Origin of the sequence: Gimesia aquarii (genome assembly GCF_007748175.1) — a bacterium.
In the GTDB taxonomy this organism is placed as follows: Bacteria; Planctomycetota; Planctomycetia; order Planctomycetales; family Planctomycetaceae; genus Gimesia; species Gimesia aquarii_A.
Map to the genome: position 1 here is coordinate 3645212 of NZ_CP037422.1, position 22927 is coordinate 3668138.

A 22927-nucleotide genomic window follows, 5' to 3' on the forward strand; every position below is an offset into this window, starting at 1 on the left:
TTTCCAATAAATTTTAGCAAACAAAATTAATCCCTCTTTAAATTAATCCCTTCAGAAACTTGCTTCATGACCGAATTAAACACATTTGACTACGAGCTTCCTCCGGAATTAATCGCCACCCAACCGACACAGCAGCGAGATCAATCTCGGATGTTAGTAGTAGACCGCCAAGCAAATACCATTATCCATAGCTCGATTTCTAAACTACCCCTATATTTAAATTCTGATGACTGTCTGGTCTTGAATGATACGCGTGTGCTCTCAGCCCGGATATTTGGTGTCAGAAAATCAACGGGTGGTAAATGGGAAGGCCTCTATCTGGGATCTGATGAATCAGGCCAGTGGAAATTGATGAGTAAAACAAGAGGCAAGCTGATTTCGGGAGAGACTATTGATTTGGTACCTGCCCATCCAAGGCAGGAACAAAAGCAAATCTCACTTCAAATGCAAAGCAAGGATGCAGAGGGTTACTGGACTGCCGCAGTTCAATCAGATGAAGACCATCATACCATATTGGAACACTTTGGGACGATGCCTTTGCCTCCCTATATGCGACGTGAGCTGGCAACGGATATCGACTGGGAGCGCTATCAAACCGTTTATGCCAACCAACCCGGCGCAGTGGCAGCGCCAACAGCAGGTCTGCACTTCACTCCTGACCTATTGAATGAGTGTATGCAAAAAGGAATTCAGATTGCGAAAGTCACGTTGCACGTTGGTATTGGAACATTTAAACCAATCTTGGTGCAAACATTGGATCAACACAAGATGCATTCTGAATGGTGCGAGTTATCGGAAGAGTCTGCCGTATTGTTAAACGAAACCCGACAAAAGGGAGGTCGAATCGTTTCCGTGGGGACAACAAGTGTCCGTACCCTCGAAACAGTAGCACAACAGGGCTCGCTCAATGCCTGGCGAGGAGAGACAGACATCTTCATCTATCCACCATATCAGTTTCAAGCCGTCGATTGTCTGCTGACCAATTTTCATTTGCCAAAATCAACTTTATTAGTTCTGGTAAGCGCCTTTGCTGGTACTGAATTAATACGCGAAGCCTACGAAAAAGCAGTCGAAGAACAATATCGTTTCTTTAGCTATGGCGATGCCATGTTGATTTTATAGCCCGTCTTGGAAATTATTGAGGTTTGGCTATTTCTTTGGGAACCTGGCCATCCAAATAACGCCAGTTCTTAATAAATGAAATCAAATCTGCCATCTGCTGTGGATTGATAGTCTTCTCCAATCCGACAGGCATTAAAGAAAGTCCACTAGATTTCATTTCTTCAATTTCTTCCTTGAGTACAGTAACCATTTTCCCTTCAGGCTGCTTTAACGTAATCGAAGCACCACTATCAGAAGAAATAATTCCAGTATGAACGACTCCATCAATGGTAATGATCGTATAACTAAAGAAATTGGCATCGATGGCACGATTGGGATCCAGAATATTTGTGAGAAGATACTCTGGTGTTTTCGAGCGTGAATCACCAATATCAGGTGCGACATTCACACCGATCTCTCCAATTTTGTGGCAGGTCACACAGTTCTTGACAAACACCTGCTTTCCATGCAATGGATTCGCCTTCAATTTCAGAGAGGCCTGATAAGCGGCAAGTACTTTTTGGCGGTCTGCTGGAATAGCGGCAGCAAATAGTGCAGCCGCTCGCTTCTTGATTTTTGGATCACGATGTCGCTTCAATCGTGTTGAACGTGAAGGGCCCAACTCTGAAATCTTGATCTCTCCCTTCTCGATCGCATCCAGCAGTAAATTAGTTCGACCTTGATTTGCCAGCATCGCATCCAGAATGGCTCGTCTCATGCCGGGTGTCTGTTTTGCATATCCATCCATCAAAACGGCGCCTATCTGATCGTCGGCGTACGGACTGATTGCCCCAATCGCTGCGATCTTAACAGCCTGTGATGGATGATCTTGAATCAGGGAAAGCAGTGTTTTGCCATTCATGTCAAACCCCACGAATTGTAATACAGCAATCGCATTCAGTTTTTGAGTCAATGGAGTTTTGGAATCAGCTGCAATATCGACTATCTTCTGAAAGAAATCCCTCAACTTCTTCTGATCATCAGCGGATAACTGTTTTTGATACTGTGCGATTGATTTTCCACGACGTCTGAGGCTAGTCCCTAATCCTTCAATGCCCGCAATTTGAAGTTCTAATTGCTGACCGGAATCCAAGCCCGCAATCAATGAAAGCGTCTCTTGAATTTCTTCCGCTTTCAAACGGGGTCCGATGGCAGCCGTCATTTCTCGAACCGCATCATTGATACCTGAGTTTTTCGAGGCGGCATTCAACTGACTAAGGAAAGATTCAAGCACCGTCACCGCAGAATCAGAGGCAGAAGAGAGTACGGCAGCGCGTGTCCAGGAATCATTGGCTCCCTTGAGCATTAATTTTGCTAACTGATCAACTATCGCCCGGTTTTCCTTGGCTTCTCCCAGACTGATTGCCAACTGAAAACGCAACCGGGCATCGGCGGAATCAACAAGTGAGAGCACCTTTTCTTTCAACTTCGGATCTTGAGACAATCGCGGTTCACTCAAACGAATGGCTTGTTCTTTAACACGTTGAGATGAATCTTTTAATGCCGTCTTCAAAACAGATGCGTTTAGTCTTCCCAAACCTTCCAAAGCCCATAATGCATGAATACGTGCATGCTCAGACTTTCCTTCAGATATAAGTTTTTCCAATAAAGGCTGGATTGCAGGATCTTGACGTTCAAAGATTAACCGCGATGCGGTCTCCCGTTGCCATGCATCTCTTGAAGATAGTGCCGCCGCCAACTGTTCAAGAGTCGCATCTTTCAAGGCGGTATATGCACCTTTATTAATCTTAGCTCCTTTAGGAACGATGCGATAAATCCGGCCACGATCAATTCCATCATTCAAATCGGAACGCTTTTTCAATTCCACAGGCATGAACTGAGGATGCTCGATTACCGCACGATACATATCACAGAGATACAAAGCCCCATCGGGGCCATTTGCCATGTTCACAGGACGAAACCACTCATCGCGGCTGGCAAGGAACTCAACCTGATCACGACCATATTTTGAATCATAAGTTGCGCCCTGGGGTGTCATTACATCGCGGTGAACCAAATTTGCTGTCGGTTCACAAGTGAAACTATTGCCATAAAATCCTTTTGGAAACAAACCTCCACGATAAATGGTCACACCACAGGCGGCGGTGAATTGCCCGGCGTGGAGTGTCGAGGTCGTCCAGGTACGACTGATGGCGTAAACTCTAGACGTTTCTGCACTCGGTGAAACATCATGAAAAACCGACTTCACTGCCAGATATGGATTTCGTTTAAGATAACGATTTTCAAGGACGATATGCTTATTCGGATTTCGATTAGAACAAACGAATCGATTACCGTAATCATCAAATGTTAAACCAAATTGGCCAATTCCAGAAATCGATTCATAATGCCCGCTCAGAGGTTGAAAGCGGAAATCAAGCCCGTTAATAGGGACTTGTTTCGCTTCTTTTTTCCACTGTGGATGTGTGGCAATTACGGAACCACCTCGAAGGCCATTCGCTATATAAATGTGATTATCTAAACCCAACGTGGGATGGTTTGCACGAAGTTGAGAGTTTTCTTCTTTGAATCCAGTAAACCAGGTTTCAACAATATCGGCTTTATCATCACCAGTGGTATCTTTCATGAATTGTACTTTACCTGCCAGGGTTACAATCAATCCCCCCTTCCAGGGTTGAATTCCTGTGGCAAATAACAACTTGTCCGCAAAGACCTTTGCAGTCTCGTAATAACCATCATCATTCTTGTCGCGCAATAACTTAATCCGGCTTTTAGGATCTTCCCCTGGTTGAGGCCCATGGGGGTAGTCTGTCATTTCAACAACCCACAATGATCCTGACTCATCAAATGCAACCGCCACGGGGTTGATCACCTGGGGTTCAGCCGCTACCACCTGCATTTCGAAATCAGGGTGAACCACAGTCTGTTTGAGCGACTCCTCGGGAGATAATGGTGATTTCGGTACCTGACTCACCTGATCTGCGGCAGACATGAACTGGCTTCCTACACTAATCGCCAAAATCAAACAGCCCACTTGCATCCCGTAAGATTTTACTCTCGAAATTATCTGATCCCGTCTTAATAAACGTTGTGCTAACGTAAAAATTTTGGCTCGTTTCATCTTGAATCACCGTATCAATTACAAACTAAATACTTATTTAAACTACGAAATCATATAAACAGTAATAGATCCATCGTACCTGACATGTTAAGGATTCTCTATCTCCCCCAAAGCATGTTTTATTGGAATCTATCGAATTTATAAACAATATTAACGTTTAGAGTAGGCCAGAGCGATCACCATTGGCAAACTGTTTAAAAAAATCCATGTATACATCATCTATTTGGGGAATTCCCGGGCTCAGCAGCTTATATGGGTTTTATGTTCTCTACAAAATCGTTTACCCTGATCTATCACAAAATGTGTTTGAGAATCATAACTGAACCCCCATTAGAATTATTTTTTATCTATTAAAGTATAATATGCAGTCTACCAGCCTGGTTTTAATACGATTCTGCCTCTCAGCCTGGGTTGGAGCAGCAGTCATCTTTGTCATTACAGGAGTTCAAGACGTCACCTATCAACCGTTTGACTCTCTGACGAGAGATCAACTCATCTCTCTGCACTTCCCCGTTTATTATACGATGGCATGGATCTTATTAGGGGGAACATTTCTGGGTTGTTTGGGAATACGAAATAAAGAGTTGATCTCTCCCGGTAGGGCAAATCTCATTTTCTGCCTGGTGGTGATTATTCTAGGAATGAGTCTGGTTGATTATATCTGGATCTACTCTCCCTTAGAAACGATGATCACTCCCCCCGGAAATCCACGCCCAGCTAACTTTCGCGTGTACCACCAAGCCTCAAAATATGTTAACAGCATCAACATATTGCTGAGCCTGATTGCTGCAGTTTTAATCAATCTTCCTGTGAAACCTCAAAGACCAATCGAATCCTAGTACGAATTCTTAGTCTCGAATGTGGAATAACTGTTTCAGCGCGTCAAGTAAACCATGCGGGGTCCCTTCCCTCGCTTCATGTCTTAGCACTTCCAGAGGGGGATGTAAAAGTTTATTCACGATTTGTTCGATGGAACGTTCAATTAATTCTTGATCTTTTTCATCCAGATGCGATAGTTTTCCGAATAGCTTTTCAACTTCCTGCTCGCGCACGTCGTGCCATTGTTCTCTGAGCTGTTTAATAATCGGACCTGTGGCCCGATGATAGACCCCGTGCATGAACCGTTCTGTTTCTTCGTCAATGATTTCCAGCGCTTTTTCCACTTCTTGTTGTCGTGCTCGGCGATTTTCTTCGCACGTCGCTTCTAAATCATCGATATCATAAAGAAAGATATCATCGTTGAGTTCGCCCACAGCAGGCTCGAAATCGCGAGGCGCCCCCAGATCGAGTATGAAAAACGTTTTATTCCCTGCTTTCTGTAAAACGCGTTCGAAGCAGGCCACATCAACAATCGGCTCGGTGGCGCCGGTCGTGCTGACAATTACATCAGCCTCGGCAAGATAGTCTTCCAATTGCTCACAAGGCCTTGCCTCGCCACCAACTTTCATCGCCAGCTTTTGCGCATTTTCAAAACTGCGATTGACAACAATAATGCGTTCTACACCTTCATCTTTTAAATAGGTCAGCGTCTCTTCTGCCATTTCGCCGGCACCGATAATTAAAACCGTTTTGTCATCGAAGTATTCAAAAATTCCCTTTCCAAACGTTCCGACAGCGACACTAGCAATCGAAACTCGCCCTTCAGCAAGTTGAGTTTCAGTCCGTACACGGGCAGAAACGCGAATTGCCTGCTGGAATAATGCATGTGTTAACGGACCGCATAAGGCATTTTGAGTGGCGCGTTGATACGCTTCCTTAACCTGATTGACAATCTGTGGCTCGCCTAACACCATACTGTCGAGACTTGAAGCAACCTGAAACAGGTGCCTTACCGCATCCGGACCTGTTCTCTCAAGAAAATCTTCAAAAAAATCGCTGACTGGAACCTGGTGAAATTCGGAAAAGAATTTTGCCAGGTCCTGATGAGAGGGTCCTGTCTCAGACTCCTGACTGACAGTGTAAAGTTCAACACGATTACAGGTTGAAATCACCACCATTTCCGTATCGGGATAAGATTTTTTCAGCTCAGAATAGGCGCTATCCAGCTGTTCGTTCGAAGAAAAAGCCAGTTTCTCGCGAATATCCAATCTTGCTGTTTGATGATTACAATAGACCACTTGCAGGTTCACGAAACGATCCTTCCTGCAGTTGATCTCTGAGATTCCCATAACGGAGATGAATATTGCGAGTGCCAGGAATCGAAATCCAGTATGCGAGCATTCGTCAATATCTGAATACCAATGACAGTCAAGAGTAGCAATCCACCGGTCCAGATAGTTAATTGCGCAATATGTTTTTGATTAGGCCGTTTTGTTCTGAGGATGAAAATCACACTGATCATCATGATCACCCACACGATTTCATAAACGATAATTACCGGATCGAAAAAGGAGATCGAATGCGGTCCTTTTTGCACATAGACCCCCAAACCAATCCCGATTCCCATACCGACAGTTAAAAGTGGAGCAGAGATCATCAAGGCCCAGCGATTCAAACGTGCCAATTTTGAAAGACTGGGAAGGTTGAAACCTTCTGAAAAATTCTGTTTCTGCTTTAATCGACGGTGTTGAATCAGGTACATGGCGCTGATCACAAAACAAAGTACAATTCCCACGCCCCCTAAGACTAGTAAGGAGGCATGCAACATTGCCCAGGATTGAATGGCTGGTTCGACCAGCATATTTTTGGCGTTATCCACAAAGTAGGATGCAATTACTAAAGCTAGAACCAGAGGAAACAGAAACAAACCAATAGCGAGTTCTTTATCGACTAGATTAACGAACAGGAAGATCGCCACTAATAGCCATGAAAACACAATTAACCAATCGTGTGATGAACTTAATAATGGTGGTAACTGTGTCTCTCGAGAGCGATTAAAGATGTAGGCAGTCTGTGCTACCAAACCCGCGAGGGAAGACAAAAAGATCAAAGGTCGAAAATACCTGTTTTTTTTACGCTTGAATCTAGCCACTTCCAACCCGAAAGCGACCAGATAACTGGCCATAAAACAGAAAACCGTCACGTTCGACAACATAGTAGATACTTTAATTAATACGACCGAAGCAAAAATAGAATCATCCTATTCATTACTGATGGATATCAGAATGGCTATCTATTATAGGCCTGTTCAGCAAGTTTAGGGCAAGTCATCTTGCCTCAGATTCTAATTCGTACTCAGATATTTTTTTATGAAGTGTATTCCGGTTAATTCCTAAACGGGTGGCGGTTTTCGTCTGAACACCTTGACAAGATCGTAAAACCTGCAAAATCAACTCTTTTTCCACTTGAGAAACAACCTGAGCATGCACATTGGTTGAGGATTCACCTACATCCTGTAATTGCAAATTCACTAGTTCACGACACAAAGATTCGGGGTCTTGTGTTTTGGAAGGTAGTGAACGAGGAACCGCTTTCCCTGTGACATGTCCTGGTAATAAATCGAGGGATGGCCCCTCTTCTCCCGATAGCACAATTAGACGTTCCACATAATTTTGCAGTTCTCTGACATTTCCTGGCCAGGCATAATTCTTAAAAGTCGACAAAACCTCCTCCGAAAAATGAGGTAATGCAACTTTTTCTACAGCTGAAAACTGTTTTGCAAAAAAGTGTATCAATTCCGGAATATCATCAGCACGATCTCGTAATGGGGGCAAGTCAATTGGGATGACATTCAGACGATAATATAAATCCTCGCGAAATCGTCCTGCTTCAATTTCATCCATTAGATCACGATTCGTTGCCGCAACAATTCGACAGTCTACTTGAATTGATCGTGTATCCCCTACTCTCTCAAATTCATGCTCCTGCAGCACTCGTAATAATTTCACCTGCAAAGTAAAGCTCACAGAATTGATTTCATCGAGAAAAATCGTTCCACCATGTGCCGCTTCGAAACGACCAGTCCGATTTTCTACAGCACTAGTGAAAGCACCTTTAATATGCCCAAAGAGTTCACTTTCCAGTAGACTTTCGCTCAACGCACCACAGTTCACTCGGATGAAAGGTCCTGTGGCACGAGGACTTAACTCGTGAACTGCCCTGGCAATTAATTCTTTTCCTGTCCCCGTTTCACCCGTTAATAATACTGTGGATGATGTACTGGCAGCACGACGAGTCAAACGATATACATTTCGCATAGCCGGGCTATTGCCGACCATGTCTTCTAATATGGGGCGATCGTCTTCCATTCGTTGTATCAGAAAATCCTATGTATCCGCAGGGAAACAATTTAGAGCACTCAATAAACGAGCAAAAGTGTGTCAGATAAACTCGTTGAGGTTAGCTTAAAAGAGCAAACTTGGACTGAGTCCCGGCTAATCTAGCATGAAAACATTGCACCTACATGCACAAAAAGGTGGCGAACGCTCTACTATGATATTCTGTAACAAGGGACTTAGGAAGAGGCAGACTTACATTTTTTGATAAACAATAACCAATGCTTACTTCATTCGGTATATTTAGATAAGGCTGCTAGCAAAATCAGCAAATCAGCTTAAAATTAATGCTATCCACTCATTTGGAACCAAAAGCAATGGGCATCTCTGCTGGAACAGGATGATTTTGTCCATCTACCAGAACCACTTTCGGCTGGTGTTTACCAGACTCCTTGACTTTGTACTCGGCGTAGCTGGCGATAATGACTAAATCTTGAGGCTGAACTAAGTGAGCAGCAGCACCATTGATACAAATCACACCTGAACCAGACTCGCCTGAAATCGCATACGTGGTTAGACGAGTTCCGGAAGTGATATTATAAATTTGTACCTGCTCATACTCTACGATGTCAGCAGCATCCATCAGTTCCTGATCAATGGTAACACTTCCATTGTATTCCAGATTGGCCTCAGTAACCGTAGCGCGATGGATTTTTGACTTAAGTAAAACGCGTTTCATCATTCAAACCTGAAAGAAGATGGACTTCTTTTTGCCTGTATAGACAGACTCTTCGATTATAATTCTCGGCGTATACTAACCAGAGATCTTATTGATAAGCAAGAGTGTATTCATTTGACCACACAGCAAAACCTTAAGACTGCAATGGTGCAATCTCAATCACTTGACTTTCGTTGGTATTATACTCTTGTCTTTTAACCGAGTCATCAATTTTTCGGTCCCAAGGCTCATCAGGACTTGCTCCCATGAACCGTGCATAGAGGTAATAATAGGTGGGAATTAAGAAAAGAACCAGACCTGTTGCTAATATCAATCCGAAAATGAGACTGGCGGCCATCGGAATCAGGATCTGTGCCTGAAATGAAGTCTCTTTGAGTATCGGCGCCAATCCAACAATTGTCGTCATTGATGTCAATAACACAGGTCGAAAACGACGACGCCCCGCATCAATTAATGCATCCTTTAAAGGAAGTCCATCTGCAATGCGGTGATTGATGAAATCGATCAGTACGATTGAATCGTTGACTACCACACCTGTCAAAGCAACCAGGCCGAATAAGGAAAACAGTGTCAATTCCATACCTAGTAGCGCATGTCCAAAGACGGCACCGATCACTCCAAAAGGAATGATCCCGAGAACAATGAGAGGTTGAACATAAGAACGAAATTCTATTGTCAATAACGCAAACATTGACGCCAGAGCAATAAGAAGACCGATGATCAAACTATCCACTGATTCGTCTGTTTGCTCTTGCTGCCCTTCCCAGCGTACACGCACATCAGGATATTTCGCCATCAACTGATCCATAAAGCCTCCCGGCTTTTTCAATGACTTGACGATTTCGCTGGCGTTCCCTTTTTTCTCATTCAAATCTGAAGATACAGTGATAGAGCGTTGTTGATCGATCCGGTTGATCTCCGAGTAACCTCGTTTCACGGTTACTTCAGCTAATTCTGTTAAAGGTCGTTCCGCACCGTCTCCGGTCCGAATTCGAATGTCATCAAACCCCATCAACGATCGTCGTTCTTCTTCCGGATAACGGACCATTAACTTCACTTCGTGTCGACCACGTTGCAGCCGCATTACTTCTTCACCGTAATAGGTTGCCCGCACAGTCTCTGCCACATCCGCCAATGGAACTCCCATAGCGCGTGCTTTGTCTTTGATTTTAATTTGAAACTCCCACTTTCCGGGACTGGAGTCATCGTTAATATCTTTGACCCCCGGATATTTCGCAAGTTCCTGCTTTGCTTCTTCGACGGCGGCTTCTAGTTCATCCAGATGTTCTCCATTTGCCAATAGCTTAAATTCTATCGGCTTGCCGCCAGGTCCCATCGAGGGAGATTTAAAAGTGAGACGATCCACACCAGGAATTTCACCCACTTTTTCTCTCCAGAGATCAAGAATCTCTTCACTACCAAGAGTCCGTTCGTGGGCTTCTACAATCTCAACACTGACCTTGCCAACATGACTGCCTTCCACAGATCCACCAACAGCACCGCCAGATTCGTCTCTAGTCCCAAAACCAATATTTCTACGGACCAACTTGATCAAAGAATTTCCATGCTGCTTTTGGTAATCTCGATTGAACTCTTCAAATGTCTTTTGAATATGAAGTGTTGCGTCTCCTGTTACTGCTTGAGGAGTTCCATCAGGAAATTCAACAGTCGCTTCAATCATGCGATAATCAGTTTTGGGAAAGATATTAAACGGAGCGAACCCCCCTAAAATCAGTCCAGCAGACACTAACATCAGCGCTCCTGCTACCGCTAAAGCTGAAGAGGGGTAATTCAATGCCGATCTTAAGACAGGTGTGTAACACCGATCAATGAACGAGTTTAACTTTTGCCCAACATAGCTAACTTTCTTTTCTGTACTCAATTTTCCATGCGCTAAATGACAAGGGAGAATAAAAATACTTTCTAAAAGGGAAATCACCAACATCGCTATTACGGCAATTGGCATTACTGCTATAAATTTTCCCATGATTCCTGAAACGAACAATAAAGGCATAAATGCGATCACTGTTGTTGTCACAGACGCACAAACTGAAGGCAATACTTCAGTCGCCCCATCAATGGCGGCCTTCAGCTTTGATTTACCCATCTGACGATGCTCATAGATATTTTCCCCGACAACAATCGCGTCATCAACGACGATCCCCAGTGCCATTAAGAACGCAAACATGGAAAGCATATTTAACGTTTGCCCAGTATAATAAAGCACAATACAGGCACCAAACATCGAAATTGGAATGCCGAGAGCAACCCAGAAGGCGAGACGAAATTCCAGAAAGATAGCCAGTGTAATAAAAACCAGAAGCAGCCCCTGCAATCCGTTACGACTTAATAATTGCATACGATCACGTACGTCAACCGATTGATCTTTCCACAGTTTCAATGAATAACCTGGAGGTAAATTGGCAGTTTTTACATAGTCACGAACTTCTTCGACTATTGCCAGCAGATCTTCCTGAGCAGTTCGTTCTACAGCAACTGACAAAGCAGGTTTTCCATTGATTTCACTGACCATGGTTGTATCAGCAAATTCATCTTGAACACGTCCCAAATCGCCAACCGTTAAGACAACTCCCCCTTCTTCAGTTACTAGTGGTATTTTCTCGATTTCACTTCCGATTAGGTGTTTATTCTTTCCGCGCAGTAACAGAACCTGTGAGTCGGTAATCAACTTTCCGCCAGGTAGTTCCAGATTTTCTCTGCGAACAGTCCGCGCCACATCTTTCAGATTAAGTCCGTATTTTCTGAGCGTCGCTTCAGGAATTTCAATATCTATCTGATAATCACGAGCGCCTGCAATGTTTGCCTGCGAGACTGACTTTAATTGTAATAACTCGTCTCGAATTTGCTCGGTAACAGCACGTAGCTCCCAGCCACTGTCCTCACCTTCGTTATCAGGGCCAATAACGGCTACTTCAATCGCTACCTGCCTGAACGTAACTTGCTGGATTTCCGGATCTTCAGCTAGTTCAGGAAAACTGGGAATACGATCAATTTCAGACCGAACCTCGTTTAACACTTTCTGGACATCAGGTACATCAGCCCGTAATTCTAGAACCAATGATCCTGAACCTTCGTTGGCAATCGAGGTCATCTTTTTGATACCATCAATCGAGCGGACAGCTTCTTCCATTTTCTGGCAGATACCCTCTTCGACTTCATCAGGACTTGCTCCTGGATAAGGAACGGATACCAGAATAATTTCCAGTTCAAACTCCGGAAAGACTTCACGGCGCATGAACATTAATGAGACAAGCCCTACCCCCAAAACGGTAACCATCAAAGTATTCATTGCAGGCGAGTTATTGATCGCCCATTTGATGATTGACCTCATTCAACCTCTCCTTTACGAACCAGCATACCTTCATTCGCAACACTCAGTGGGGATGTAACAACTTGGTCCCCCGGCCTTAACCCGGAAGCTCCCAGTTCAACCAGCAATTGGTTAGCGCTCGTATCCACAACGCGGATCTTTTCCGCATGCAGTTTTCCTTCTCTAATAACCCAGACCAGATTGCCCGGGCGAATTGCTGTTTCAGGAATTTTCAATAAAGAAACATTTCCTTTAAGGGGAATTTCAATGGAGACATACATGCCACGTGTTAAAGGAGGCGCACCAACAATCTTACTTGCCGGTTGGCCATTTACCAAAATTTGAGATGGTTTGGGATCTGAAACGACAATACGACAGGGAACAGTCCTCGTTTTTTCATCCAGGCCAATCCCATCATAGCGAGAGAGTTTGCCTTTCCAGATAAATTTTCGACCTCCCAATTCATAAGTGACGTTAACGGGAAGCTGAGGAAGTTGATAGCCTAAATCATGTCGGTTACCCTGAGATTCCGCTGAGGATAACTGACCTTTTTTTGCCGATTGAGCGGCATGCTGCCAGAGTTGGTATAACTCTTCCATTCGCAGGTTCGAGCGTACTTCCACAGCAGAAGTATCTTCAATTGTAACTAATGGATCGCCCGCTTTAACATAACCATCTTTTTCGACAGAGTCTTCTACAATAACACCATTAATGGGAGAATAAATGTGCGTACGACTCAGGTCCAGTTTCGCTCTGGCCAGTTGAACTCCCACCAGATCACGGGCGTGTTCCATTCGTTTTCGGCGTGACTTGAGTAGATCTGTCTGGTTGGTTAATTTTTGTAGCGAATTACGAGCTGAAAGTTCTGTCCGTTTGGCTTCATCATATTCAGAGTCTGAAACGACATTTTTCGTACGTAGTTTTTCGACGCGATTCAGATGAGTTTTCTGTAGGAGCACCTCTTCATGCGCCAAGTCAATCATCGCTTTTTCATTATCGATTTCGACTTCTAATTCATCGATGGCATTCTGTGCCTGAGCAAGTTCCTGAGTCAGACGCTTTACTTCCAGTTCATAGTTCTCAGGATCGATTTGAATTAGTAAATTTTGTGTATTTGCATCTTGTCGTTCGGTTGCCTTGCGAACAATATTTCCAACTTTACAGCCATTCTGAGTGTAAATCACTTTCCCAGAAACTTCTGCTGCGAGTTTGACCTCTCTGGAAGGTACAACAACCCCATCAACGGTAATCGTGATTCCTTTATCAGAAAAATCGATGGTTTCAGTCGAAACCAATGGCGCCAAACTGGCAAGTGTATTTTCACTTTTCTCAGGCTCTTTTTTCATCGCCATGAGGACAACCAGACTTCCACCACCAAGGGCGATAATGACCACTGGTAACAGAATGTGTTTAAGCTTGTTGAATAAACTTCTTGATTTTTGAGTTTTCAAATCTGACATGACCATTTTCTATATTGAAACGCATCACAGTGGTAATTGACGGAATGAGTCAATTACCATTTGTGAATTCAAGTAGATGTGTATTATTTCGAAAAGGATGATGCCAAGGCGATCATCTCAAAACAACCTGCTAAAATTTCAAAAAGCTTTTCTTAGAAATTTTTTTATTTTTATTTACTCTATTTTCGTTTGATAAGATTCAGATTTTATGAACGGTTGAAGAAGATTCCATTTCGGAAAGAGCCATTTCCTGTTTCAAATTTTTGATTGCTGCAAGAGAAAACTGTAGAACGTGTTCAATTAAACATTCGACATCGTAATGAGCGGTTTTTTCTTCATTGCCTAGCATCAATGTCACCAGACTTTCAGAGACACGGTAAAACTGGCATTGAGCAGCGATACTGAAAACACACTGCATACGACGATACTCAGGGACTTCTTCGCCCAGCATCTCCTGCAATATGGAATCTGCAATATTTACAAAAGGACGAAAGTGTTCTTGAATAAGATGCTCGCAGGCCTTGGTTGGCTCCAATACCTCACGCATTATCAAATGATTACTCCAGGAATCCGTTCCTAACATCCTCATCACCAATGTAGTGACCCAGTCTCGAAGTTTTTGTTCGGGAGAAGTGTCAGAGGACCACTCTGGAAGCGGTGCACGAGAAATCCCCATCTCTTTTGCGAGACGGATCACTTCCAGATAAAGTTGTTCTTTATCTCCAAAGTAATAATTCACGCTAGCAAGATTCACGTCTGCTTTCTGACAGATTTCGCGCACAGTCGCTTTTTCAAACCCCTTTTCTGAAAAAACGGGTCCTGCTACTTCAAGTAATTTGTCACGAACATTAAATGATGACATATAGAAAGTTCCATCTCTTTTTAGCGCATGAGACTCAACTTGACCACACAATCTAAATCGATAAAGAATGATATTTAAAACACTGTTTCAAACAATTGTATTAAACAAGCGTTTAAAATCAATTGCAATTTTTAAAATGCAACTTATCTCAAATCAAAATATACACATATGACGATTTCTAAAAAGCTTAAAGAGAGAAAATTTGCGAGACACTCTGAATTCGAATGCGGAAGACGAATATTGAAAAAATGTCGATTCCCGCTTTTTAGCCAGTCAGCCGCTCAGGGCCATCTTCCCGAATCGAAAAGTGTTGAAAACCACTCGCATCTAGGCGCTGCCTTAAGAGTTCTTTCCAGAGCGGTTCTCGGAGACCATTCAATACACCATATAAGACCGTACCGATCGTTAAGCTGGCAACTTCGACCACGCTCATCGGAAGCGAAAACTGCTTTAGGTCTGCGAAGATCTCATCCGCACTACAGTATTCGCCAAATTTATGGCCGGAGTACATAAACTCTACACCAGAGAAGTCTTTGCTCCATTCATAATCGAATGGACCAAACTCCTTCCTGCGATGAAGAACCCAAAAACAGGTTCCATCAAAGCGAATACTGTGAGTACCTCTCAAAACTTCTAATCCTGCAACAAATTGAATGATTCTGAGTCTCATTGAAAAATGACTCTATTGTTCTTGAAGAACTAAACCGAACGATCAATCATACGGAATCGACTCATTTTTGCGAAGTCCGTTTTATGAACCCCTGCTCCACTTTTCTGTCCCTACAAACCTCTGATTTAAACGGTATCCATAAGAGACCCGGCAATATATAACAAAAAAAGACGATCATAAGTCGATAACTCACCAGAACTTGCTATTATTAAACACATACTCAAAAAAGTCGTGCGCATTTAATCAATCCAAGATCCATGAAACAAACTGAACCATACAAGGTCGCGTTGGACATTGTCCGCAAATTACGGAATGCAGGTTACCAAGCCCTGTGGGCGGGAGGCTGTGTTCGCGACCTGCTACTGGGGAAAAAACCACAGGATTACGATGTCGCAACCAATGCTCTACCAGATGAAGTTCGTAATTTGTTTGGGAAACGGCAAACTTTAGCCGTAGGCGCCAGTTTTGGCGTCATTATCGTCCGCGGTCCACATTCAGACTGTGATGTTGAAGTAGCTACGTTTCGTAGTGAAGGCCCCTATCTTGATGGGCGGCGTCCAGAACACGTGACGTTTACAACAGCTGAAGAAGATGCCCACCGTCGTGACTTTACCATCAACGGCATGTTTTATGATCCCCTAACTGAATCAGTCTATGATTACGTGGGAGGACAATCTGACCTTAATCAACAAATCATTCGTGCCATTGGAAATCCGCTGAAACGGATGCAGGAAGATAAACTTCGGTTGCTACGCGCGATTCGTTTTGCTTCCACACTTCAGTTTCGTCTGGATCAGGTCACATTTGAAGCAATTCAAACAATGGCGAATGAAATCTGTGTAGTGAGCCCGGAACGGATTTCCGGTGAATTAAGAAAAATGCTGCTTCACCCCAATCGCAGTTATGCAATAGAACTTGTTCAGAGTTCCGAATTGTTAAAATCAATTATTCCTGAATTAGCTCCCTTATGGGAAGATTCAGAAAAACAGCCCTTGTGGGACCAAACGCTTCTTCGTCTGAAAGGTCTCACACTCATCAATTTTGAGTTGTCATTCGCTACCTTATTGTTGGATTTGCCTCACGAAGATAGCACCCATCAGCTCGATATCATTCATGATATTTGCAAACGACTTCGCTTTTCCAATCATGAAACCTCTCTGATTTATTGGTTGATTCAGCATCGAAACAGTCTGGAAAGCGCCCCATCATTCAAGCTCTCACGACTCAAACGACTTTTGGCTCATAAAAATTGTCCCTACCTGATTGAACTGGTCAAAGCGGATCTTACTTCTCAAAAACAACCTCTGGACGACCTTGAATTTTGTTGTCAGTATCGAGATCATACACCCACCGAAGTTTTGAATCCTCCTCCGCTCATCACAGGTAATGACTTGATCGAGTTTGGAATCAAATCAGGTCCTGAATTCAAGGAACTACTCACTAAAATTCAAGATGCGCAGCTAGATGAAATCATTCATACAAAAGAGGAAGCCTTTGCCCTGCTTTCCCGATTGCACCGGGACTAAACGAGCATTCTACTAATTCAAATCAACATCACACTAAAGGCGTATTTATGACAGACTCCATTCGTATCGGCATTATTGGTGCTGGTGCCGTCTCTGATTATCACCATGTCCCCGGCATCGATCTCGATCCGCGAGCAGAACTGGCTGCGATTTGTGATCCTAACTCAGAACTACTGGCACAGCGCCAATCCGATTGGGGAAAAACCAAAGCCTCTACCAAGTATGAAGAAATTGCTGAAGATCCTGAAATCGACGCGGTCATCATCGCCACTCCCAACTTTACACATCATGAAATCGCAATGGCTTGCATTCGAGGGGGAAAACATGTGATGTGTGAAAAGCCCTTAGGATTAAATTATACAGAATCGGCTGAAATGTATCGGGCCGCTCGCGATGCCAACCTGCGACATATGACGGCATTCACATATCGCTTTGCCCCTTCCATGCGTTATGTGAAACATCTTGTGGAATCAGGAGCACTGGGGACTCCCCGTCACTTCCGTAGCCAACGCTTTCTCGATTGGCCTGAGTCAAGTTGGGGCTGGCGACAAAGTAAAAAGTTAGCCGGAGCAGGTGACCTGTTTGATATGACTATTCACCGCATCGACTTTGCCCAGGATTTACTTGGTCCGATTAAAAGCATTTGTGGTGCAGTTGCGCAATTTGTTCCGCGAGACAAAACTGCAGAAGGTCAACCTTGCGAACCATCTGAAGTTGATGACTGGTCTTCCTTAATAGGACAATTCGAAAATGGTGCAGTTGGAGTCTGGGAAGGGAGTACGTTAATGAAAGGCTATCACAATGATGGTTTTGGTTATGAATGGGCAGAAGTAAATGGCTCCGAAGGTTCCGCCGCCTATCAATTGACAGACCCCAATAACATCTTGATCGGTAAGCCTGGACAAACAATGGAAAAACTTCCGGTACCGGATGAATTTCTGGTTATTGAAGGCAGTCCACGCAAGCCACATGAGGGTGTACCCAGTACCGTATTCCGTTACGATTTGGCCTACGAATTTGTATCAGCCATTGTGGAAGAACGGGACGCCATCCCTGGATTTGATCATGGGGCTTCAGCTCAACTTGTCGCTGACTCCGTACTGGAATCGTTTGAGAAACGCACATGGATCGACATTCAATGCGATTTATAAGTTTCAGAATGTGAGTTGATAGCGAATCATCCCCGTGGGAGAGATGTCATAATTGCCGTTGTTCGATAAATATTCCAGCTTACGATTAAACACATAACCAATTTCAAACTGGCTCACCATTCCATTGGTATGCTTTGTCTCGATTCCGCCAATCAATCTTAGATCGTTGTATGTCACAACGTCATCAACTGCCGTTCCTGCGCGACGAATCGCCCACGAACCACCCCCAAATTCACCAGCTACATACAACCAACGTTCTCGCGCCTCACTCTTCTCGATACGATAAGTGAACTTGGGTTTTGGAAAAATAAGCTCTAGACGTGATCCTTCACTAAACCACATGATCATACCGGCAGCAGGTAATAATTTGAGATCTTCACGATCGATATAAACCACCCCAAACACAAACTGTTTGGAACGAGAGTGCATATAATAGGCGAGCCCTCTTCCGGTAATTCTGAGAGAATCAGTCGTCACGTTTTTAAAGTCGCTATAAACCCCAGGTGCTACTTCGAGTTCATATGACCATTTCTCGTTGAATTTATTGAACCAACGAAAGGCAACCGAGGTATCGTAGACCCTGGCTGGTAAATCAGTTCGTACAGGACCATCCAGATAATGCACGCCAAACCGGGGTGTGATGGTGAATCCTTCATAACGAGGTAGTTCCAAAGCTTCGGATAAACTCAGGCTGAAAATTCCTAAATCATCACCTGTACCAGGTAACCAGGTCACATTAGCCGTGGCACGTTTATGAGAAATTAATGGCACAAACGTTTCGCATTCGAGACATTCATCTTCCGACTCACTCCAGGAATCATCGGATTCCAATAATTGGGGAGGAATTCCTAACGCCTCACGAGCTTCAGCATCTAAAACTTCGGGAACTTGAGGCGACTGGCTGATTTGCTTGATATCCTGATCACGCGGTGCAAATATCGTTTGGTGACGACGATAAGACTCACGATTTGTTGCTTTCTTTGCTCCCAACTCAGAAAGTCGTCCCTGAGCATAAGCAAAACGACCAGTCATACTGCTCAATACAACCACTGATGTAACTATCAGGAGAAAAACAGCCCTCAAAGACTGAAATGGCATAACTGAGTCTTCCAAATGAATAATGAAGTAGGTATGTAGATTCTATCTGGTGGAGTTCACCCACCATGGGCAGATGTCAGAATTAATTAATGGGGAGAGGTCAAAAGAATAGAGAGATGTAGAGGCAAGAAATATCAAGGAAACACAAATGGGTCAACCCGAATCCAGAGCATACGCTTCTCTTAAGGACTCTGAAAAATGCCCTGCTCTGATCGTTGCCCCCTGTTTCAATAGATGTTAAAATCAGCTAACGAAGACAGAACATATACATAAGACCAATACCATACTTTCATTTTTACCAGGAATACACAAGAAATGGGACGTGTTGAAAAGGGGCGCGAACTGGCCCAACGTCGAATCCGGAAGCATAAACTGAAACAACTTCGGGAAAAATTCGCCAAGGCAAAAGACTCTGCGGAAAAAGAAGCGATCAAAGAAAAAGTTCGCAAAATCAGCCCTTTTGTTGTATTAGAAGAATCTGCCTGAGATCCCTTCTTATAATCGATCATTGAAGTAGACGCTCGTTTTATTGAAGTGAGCGTCATTTTTTCTTGCGCTGAGGGGATCATTGAAATGGCAGACTTCAATTCAACTCACAACCGAGCTGTCTGGTTCGATATACCCGTGGCTGACCTTGATCGAGCTGCAGCATTTTATTCAGCAGTTCTTTCCGTAAAAGTTCATTGCGAACAATTCAATGAAACTCGATTCGGCGTTTTGGATCATGAACAAGGCAATGGTGCTTGTCTGATCCTTGATGAATCGGCAATCTCTGCTGACAAAGGGATCCTGGTTTATATGAATGTCGATCATCGCATTCGGGATGCAGTAACACAGGCCGAAGCCAAGGGAGGAAAAGTGATCGAACCGATTCACTCTATTGGTCCGCACGGCTTTCGAGCCCTCATTCTCGATAGCGAAGGAAATCGTCTTGCGTTACATTCTAATACTGACGAATAAAGTTGTGGCTTAAGAGACTCACCACAAAACGACGATTCAAATAATAATCGAACTGATCATGAACCGTTACTTTTCAGAGAACAGGTACAATCCTTCATGAGCATTCACATAGATTGTGGCACCTTCTGAAAATTCTCCCGACAGTAACTTATTCGCAAGTTCATTTTGGATATTCTGCTGAATCGTACGCTTTAAAGGACGCGCTCCATACGTGGGGTCATAACCTTCTTCCGCTAACAAATCTTTAGCGGCATCAGACACATCCAATGTATACCCATTCTCTTCCACTAAAGCGGCTAAATTCTTTAATTGTAATTCCACAATCTGGCGAATTTCTTCACGTCCGAGCGGATGGAAGACAATCGCTTCATCAATTCGATTTAAAAATTCAGGTAGAAACTCGCGCTGCAGTGCATCCATCACACGGTTATGGATCAACTGCTCATCCTCCTTACCAGATAAATCCATAATCGTCTGACTGCCAATGTTAGACGTCATCACAACAATTGTATTTGAGAAATCTACAGTTCGCCCATGGCTATCTGTCAATCGTCCATCATCGAGTAATTGCAAGAGAATGTTAAACACATCACGGTGGGCCTTCTCTACTTCATCCAACAAGATGACAGAATAAGGCTGGCGTCGTACCGCTTCCGTCAATCGCCCCCCCTCTTCGTAACCGACGTATCCTGGAGGCGCACCAATGAGTCTTGCCACGGAATGTTTCTCCATGAATTCACTCATATCGATACGAATCATGTTGCGTTCGTCATCAAACAGAAATCCGGCAAGTGCCTTACATAATTCCGTTTTTCCCACTCCCGTGGGTCCCAGGAACATAAATGAACCGATGGGACGATTCTGATCCTGTAAGCCGGAACGAGAACGCCTGACCGCATTGGAAACCGCTTCAACAGCTTCGTTCTGATTGATCATACGCTGATGGATTTCCTCTTCCATTCTCAATAACTTTTCACGTTCTCCCTGTAACATTTTCGAAATGGGAATCCCGGTCCACATACTGATCACTTTGGCAATATCTTCCGGCGTCACTTCCTCGCGCAACAAGCGTTCGCCACCGACATCACCGAGTTCTGCAACCCGTTCTTCCATTTCTGACAAGCGTTTCCGCGCTGTATTTAACTCCTGTTCTGCATTATAAGCAGTTGTAAAGTCTTCATTGGAATTTGTTTGTTGCGCTCGATTAAATGCCTGTTCATAAGCTGTATTCAATCGATCAATCTCTTCCTTCAATGGCTGTAAACCAGACAAGGCTTCCTTCTCGGTTTCCCAACGGGTCTTTAGCGCATTGACGCTCTCCTCACGGTCGGCGATCTGTTTTCTTAATTCTTCCAGACGCTCTTTACTATCCGCCGTCGTTTCCGTTGCCAGAGCCGTCGCTTCAATTTGCATTCGAGTTAACTGACGAGTTGCCTCGTCAATTTCAGCAGGCATCGAATCCATTTCCATCCGCAAATGGCTGGCTGCCTCATCCACTAAGTCGATGGCTTTATCGGGTAGAAAACGATCGTTGATATAACGGTCCGATAATGTCGCTGCATTGATTAACGCATCATCCATAATGCGCACTCCATGATGCGTTTCGTAGCGTTCCTTTAAGCCACGCAAGATGGAAATTGTGTCTTCCACAGTCGGTTCCTGTACCATCACCGGCTGAAAACGTCGCTCTAAAGCGGGGTCTTTTTCGATATGTTTGCGGTATTCATCGAGAGTCGTGGCTCCCACGCAATGTAATTCTCCGCGCGCTAATGCCGGTTTCAATAAATTGGAAGCATCCGCGCCCCCTTCTGCTGCCCCTGCTCCTACAACCGTATGCAATTCATCAATAAACAGGATGATCTCCCCTTTGGCCTGTTCGATTTCTTTAAGAACTGCCTTCAAACGATCTTCAAATTCACCACGGTATTTCGTGCCCGCTATAAGTGCCCCCATATCTAGAGCAATCACCCGTTTATTCTTAAGATTCTGGGGGACATCGCCAATCACAATACGATGTGCGAGCCCTTCAACAATTGCTGTTTTTCCAACTCCCGCTTCACCAATCAAAACCGGATTATTTTTTCGACGACGGGATAAAATTTGAATGACCCGTCGAATTTCCTGATCGCGGCCAATCACAGGATCGATTTTTCCCTGCCGTGCCAGTTCCACAAGGTCTTTACCGTATTGCTCCAGCGATTGGTATTTTTCCTCGGGACTTTGATCAGTCACTCGTTGACCACCTCGCACAGCCTGCAAAGCAGACAACACATCGCCTTCTTCAATGCCATTTAATTCTAAAAGACGTTTTGCCTGATCATCTACAGTAGTAAAAGCCAACAGCAGATGTTCTGTCGAGACAAAATCATCCTGCATCTGATCAGCACGATCCTGAGCAGCTTGAAGGACCTGAAGCAATGCCTGACCAATCCCCACCTGGGTCATCGCTCCGGTTACTTTTGGCAAGCGTTGAATTTCGTCATCTACCATTTTTTGAAGCTGAGGAAGATTGGCACCAATCTTTTGAATCAGAGGTTTCACAACGCCCTGCTCTTCGTCCAACAGCGCTTTGAGCAAATGCAAAGGCTTGATTTCCTGCTGGCCAAAATCTTCAGCCGTTTGTTGGGCACGCTGTACTGCTTCTTGAGCTTTTACAGTCAACTTTTCAAATCGAAACGCCATAATGCTCCTCCAATTCTTTTCCAATATTGCGCAGCAACTCAACAGCTTGGATTATCTTTGTGAATAACCAGCTGACAAGTAATGTTTTTAGGAATTTAGTTTTTTGTTTAA

Annotated in this window: 17 protein-coding genes; 6 read left to right on the forward strand and 11 right to left on the reverse strand. The window is 44.0% G+C overall.

What is annotated here, in order from left to right; translation table 11 throughout:
* The first annotated feature begins 66 nt into the window (after positions 1-66).
* Positions 67-1122 carry a tRNA preQ1(34) S-adenosylmethionine ribosyltransferase-isomerase QueA gene (gene queA, locus V202x_RS14040; protein ID WP_145175902.1) on the forward strand — a complete coding sequence of 352 codons (1056 nt, stop codon included), beginning with the start codon at positions 67-69 and terminating at the stop codon, positions 1120-1122.
* A 13-nt stretch (positions 1123-1135) separates the two neighbouring features.
* Here the strand turns inward: queA and V202x_RS14045 are convergent, their stop codons facing one another.
* On the reverse strand, positions 1136-4183 hold the full coding sequence (locus tag V202x_RS14045; protein ID WP_145175905.1) for a PVC-type heme-binding CxxCH protein: 3048 nt from the start codon (positions 4181-4183) through the stop codon (positions 1136-1138).
* 362 nt (positions 4184-4545) lie between these two features.
* Here V202x_RS14045 and V202x_RS14050 point away from each other — a divergent pair, with 362 nt between their 5' ends.
* A complete protein-coding gene (locus V202x_RS14050) occupies positions 4546-5022 on the forward strand; it encodes a hypothetical protein (protein ID WP_145175908.1) in 477 nt (158 codons plus the stop codon).
* A gap of 9 nt (positions 5023-5031) precedes the next feature.
* On the opposite strand, the gene hemA is transcribed toward V202x_RS14050, so the two are convergent.
* From hemA to V202x_RS14090, 8 genes are all read right to left on the reverse strand, one after another.
* Positions 5032-6312, reverse strand: a complete 1281-nt coding sequence (hemA, locus tag V202x_RS14055; RefSeq protein ID WP_145175911.1) for a glutamyl-tRNA reductase — start codon at positions 6310-6312, stop codon at positions 5032-5034.
* Positions 6309-7217, reverse strand: coding sequence for a cytochrome c biogenesis protein CcsA (gene ccsA, locus V202x_RS14060; protein WP_145175914.1), 909 nt, complete (start codon positions 7215-7217; stop codon positions 6309-6311). The genes hemA and ccsA overlap by 4 nt, the downstream gene beginning before the upstream one ends.
* 112 nt (positions 7218-7329) lie before the next feature.
* A complete protein-coding gene (locus V202x_RS14065; protein WP_145175917.1) occupies positions 7330-8370 on the reverse strand; it encodes a sigma-54 interaction domain-containing protein in 1041 nt (346 codons plus the stop codon).
* A 325-nt stretch (positions 8371-8695) separates the two neighbouring features.
* Positions 8696-9076, reverse strand: coding sequence for an aspartate 1-decarboxylase (gene panD, locus V202x_RS14070; RefSeq protein WP_145180586.1), 381 nt, complete (start codon positions 9074-9076; stop codon positions 8696-8698).
* Between the two features lie 133 nt (positions 9077-9209).
* Positions 9210-12428, reverse strand: a complete 3219-nt coding sequence (locus tag V202x_RS14075; protein ID WP_145175920.1) for an efflux RND transporter permease subunit — start codon at positions 12426-12428, stop codon at positions 9210-9212.
* Positions 12425-13867 carry an efflux RND transporter periplasmic adaptor subunit gene (locus tag V202x_RS14080; protein WP_197992864.1) on the reverse strand — a complete coding sequence of 481 codons (1443 nt, stop codon included), beginning with the start codon at positions 13865-13867 and terminating at the stop codon, positions 12425-12427. Before V202x_RS14080 ends, V202x_RS14075 begins: the two co-directional genes overlap by 4 nt.
* 199 nt (positions 13868-14066) lie before the next feature.
* A complete protein-coding gene (locus V202x_RS14085) occupies positions 14067-14729 on the reverse strand; it encodes a TetR/AcrR family transcriptional regulator (protein ID WP_145175927.1) in 663 nt (220 codons plus the stop codon).
* Between the two features lie 265 nt (positions 14730-14994).
* Positions 14995-15399: a hypothetical protein gene (locus tag V202x_RS14090; protein WP_232098513.1), complete on the reverse strand. Its 405-nt coding sequence runs from the start codon at positions 15397-15399 to the stop codon at positions 14995-14997.
* Between the two features lie 257 nt (positions 15400-15656).
* Between V202x_RS14090 and V202x_RS14095 the strand changes: the two genes are divergently transcribed.
* Complete coding sequence (locus V202x_RS14095; RefSeq protein WP_145175930.1) at positions 15657-16925, forward strand: CCA tRNA nucleotidyltransferase; 1269 nt, start codon at positions 15657-15659, stop codon at positions 16923-16925.
* 47 nt (positions 16926-16972) lie between these two features.
* The gene (locus V202x_RS14100) at positions 16973-18076 is read left to right on the forward strand and encodes a Gfo/Idh/MocA family protein (RefSeq protein WP_145175933.1); all 1104 of its coding nucleotides are present in this window, start codon (positions 16973-16975) and stop codon (positions 18074-18076) included.
* Between the two features lie 3 nt (positions 18077-18079).
* Here V202x_RS14100 and V202x_RS14105 read toward each other — a convergent pair whose 3' ends face one another.
* The gene (locus tag V202x_RS14105; RefSeq protein ID WP_145175936.1) at positions 18080-19108 is read right to left on the reverse strand and encodes a DUF6268 family outer membrane beta-barrel protein; all 1029 of its coding nucleotides are present in this window, start codon (positions 19106-19108) and stop codon (positions 18080-18082) included.
* Positions 19109-19489: 381 nt separating this feature from the next.
* Here V202x_RS14105 and V202x_RS27475 point away from each other — a divergent pair, with 381 nt between their 5' ends.
* Together V202x_RS27475 and V202x_RS14110 are read left to right on the forward strand one after the other, a co-directional pair.
* The gene (locus V202x_RS27475) at positions 19490-19660 is read left to right on the forward strand and encodes a DUF6800 family protein (RefSeq protein ID WP_197992865.1); all 171 of its coding nucleotides are present in this window, start codon (positions 19490-19492) and stop codon (positions 19658-19660) included.
* An 87-nt stretch (positions 19661-19747) separates the two neighbouring features.
* The gene (locus V202x_RS14110) at positions 19748-20134 is read left to right on the forward strand and encodes a VOC family protein (protein WP_145175940.1); all 387 of its coding nucleotides are present in this window, start codon (positions 19748-19750) and stop codon (positions 20132-20134) included.
* A gap of 66 nt (positions 20135-20200) precedes the next feature.
* On the opposite strand, the gene clpB is transcribed toward V202x_RS14110, so the two are convergent.
* Complete coding sequence (gene clpB / locus V202x_RS14115) at positions 20201-22816, reverse strand: ATP-dependent chaperone ClpB (RefSeq protein WP_145175943.1); 2616 nt, start codon at positions 22814-22816, stop codon at positions 20201-20203.
* Between the last annotated feature and the right edge of the window lie 111 nt (positions 22817-22927).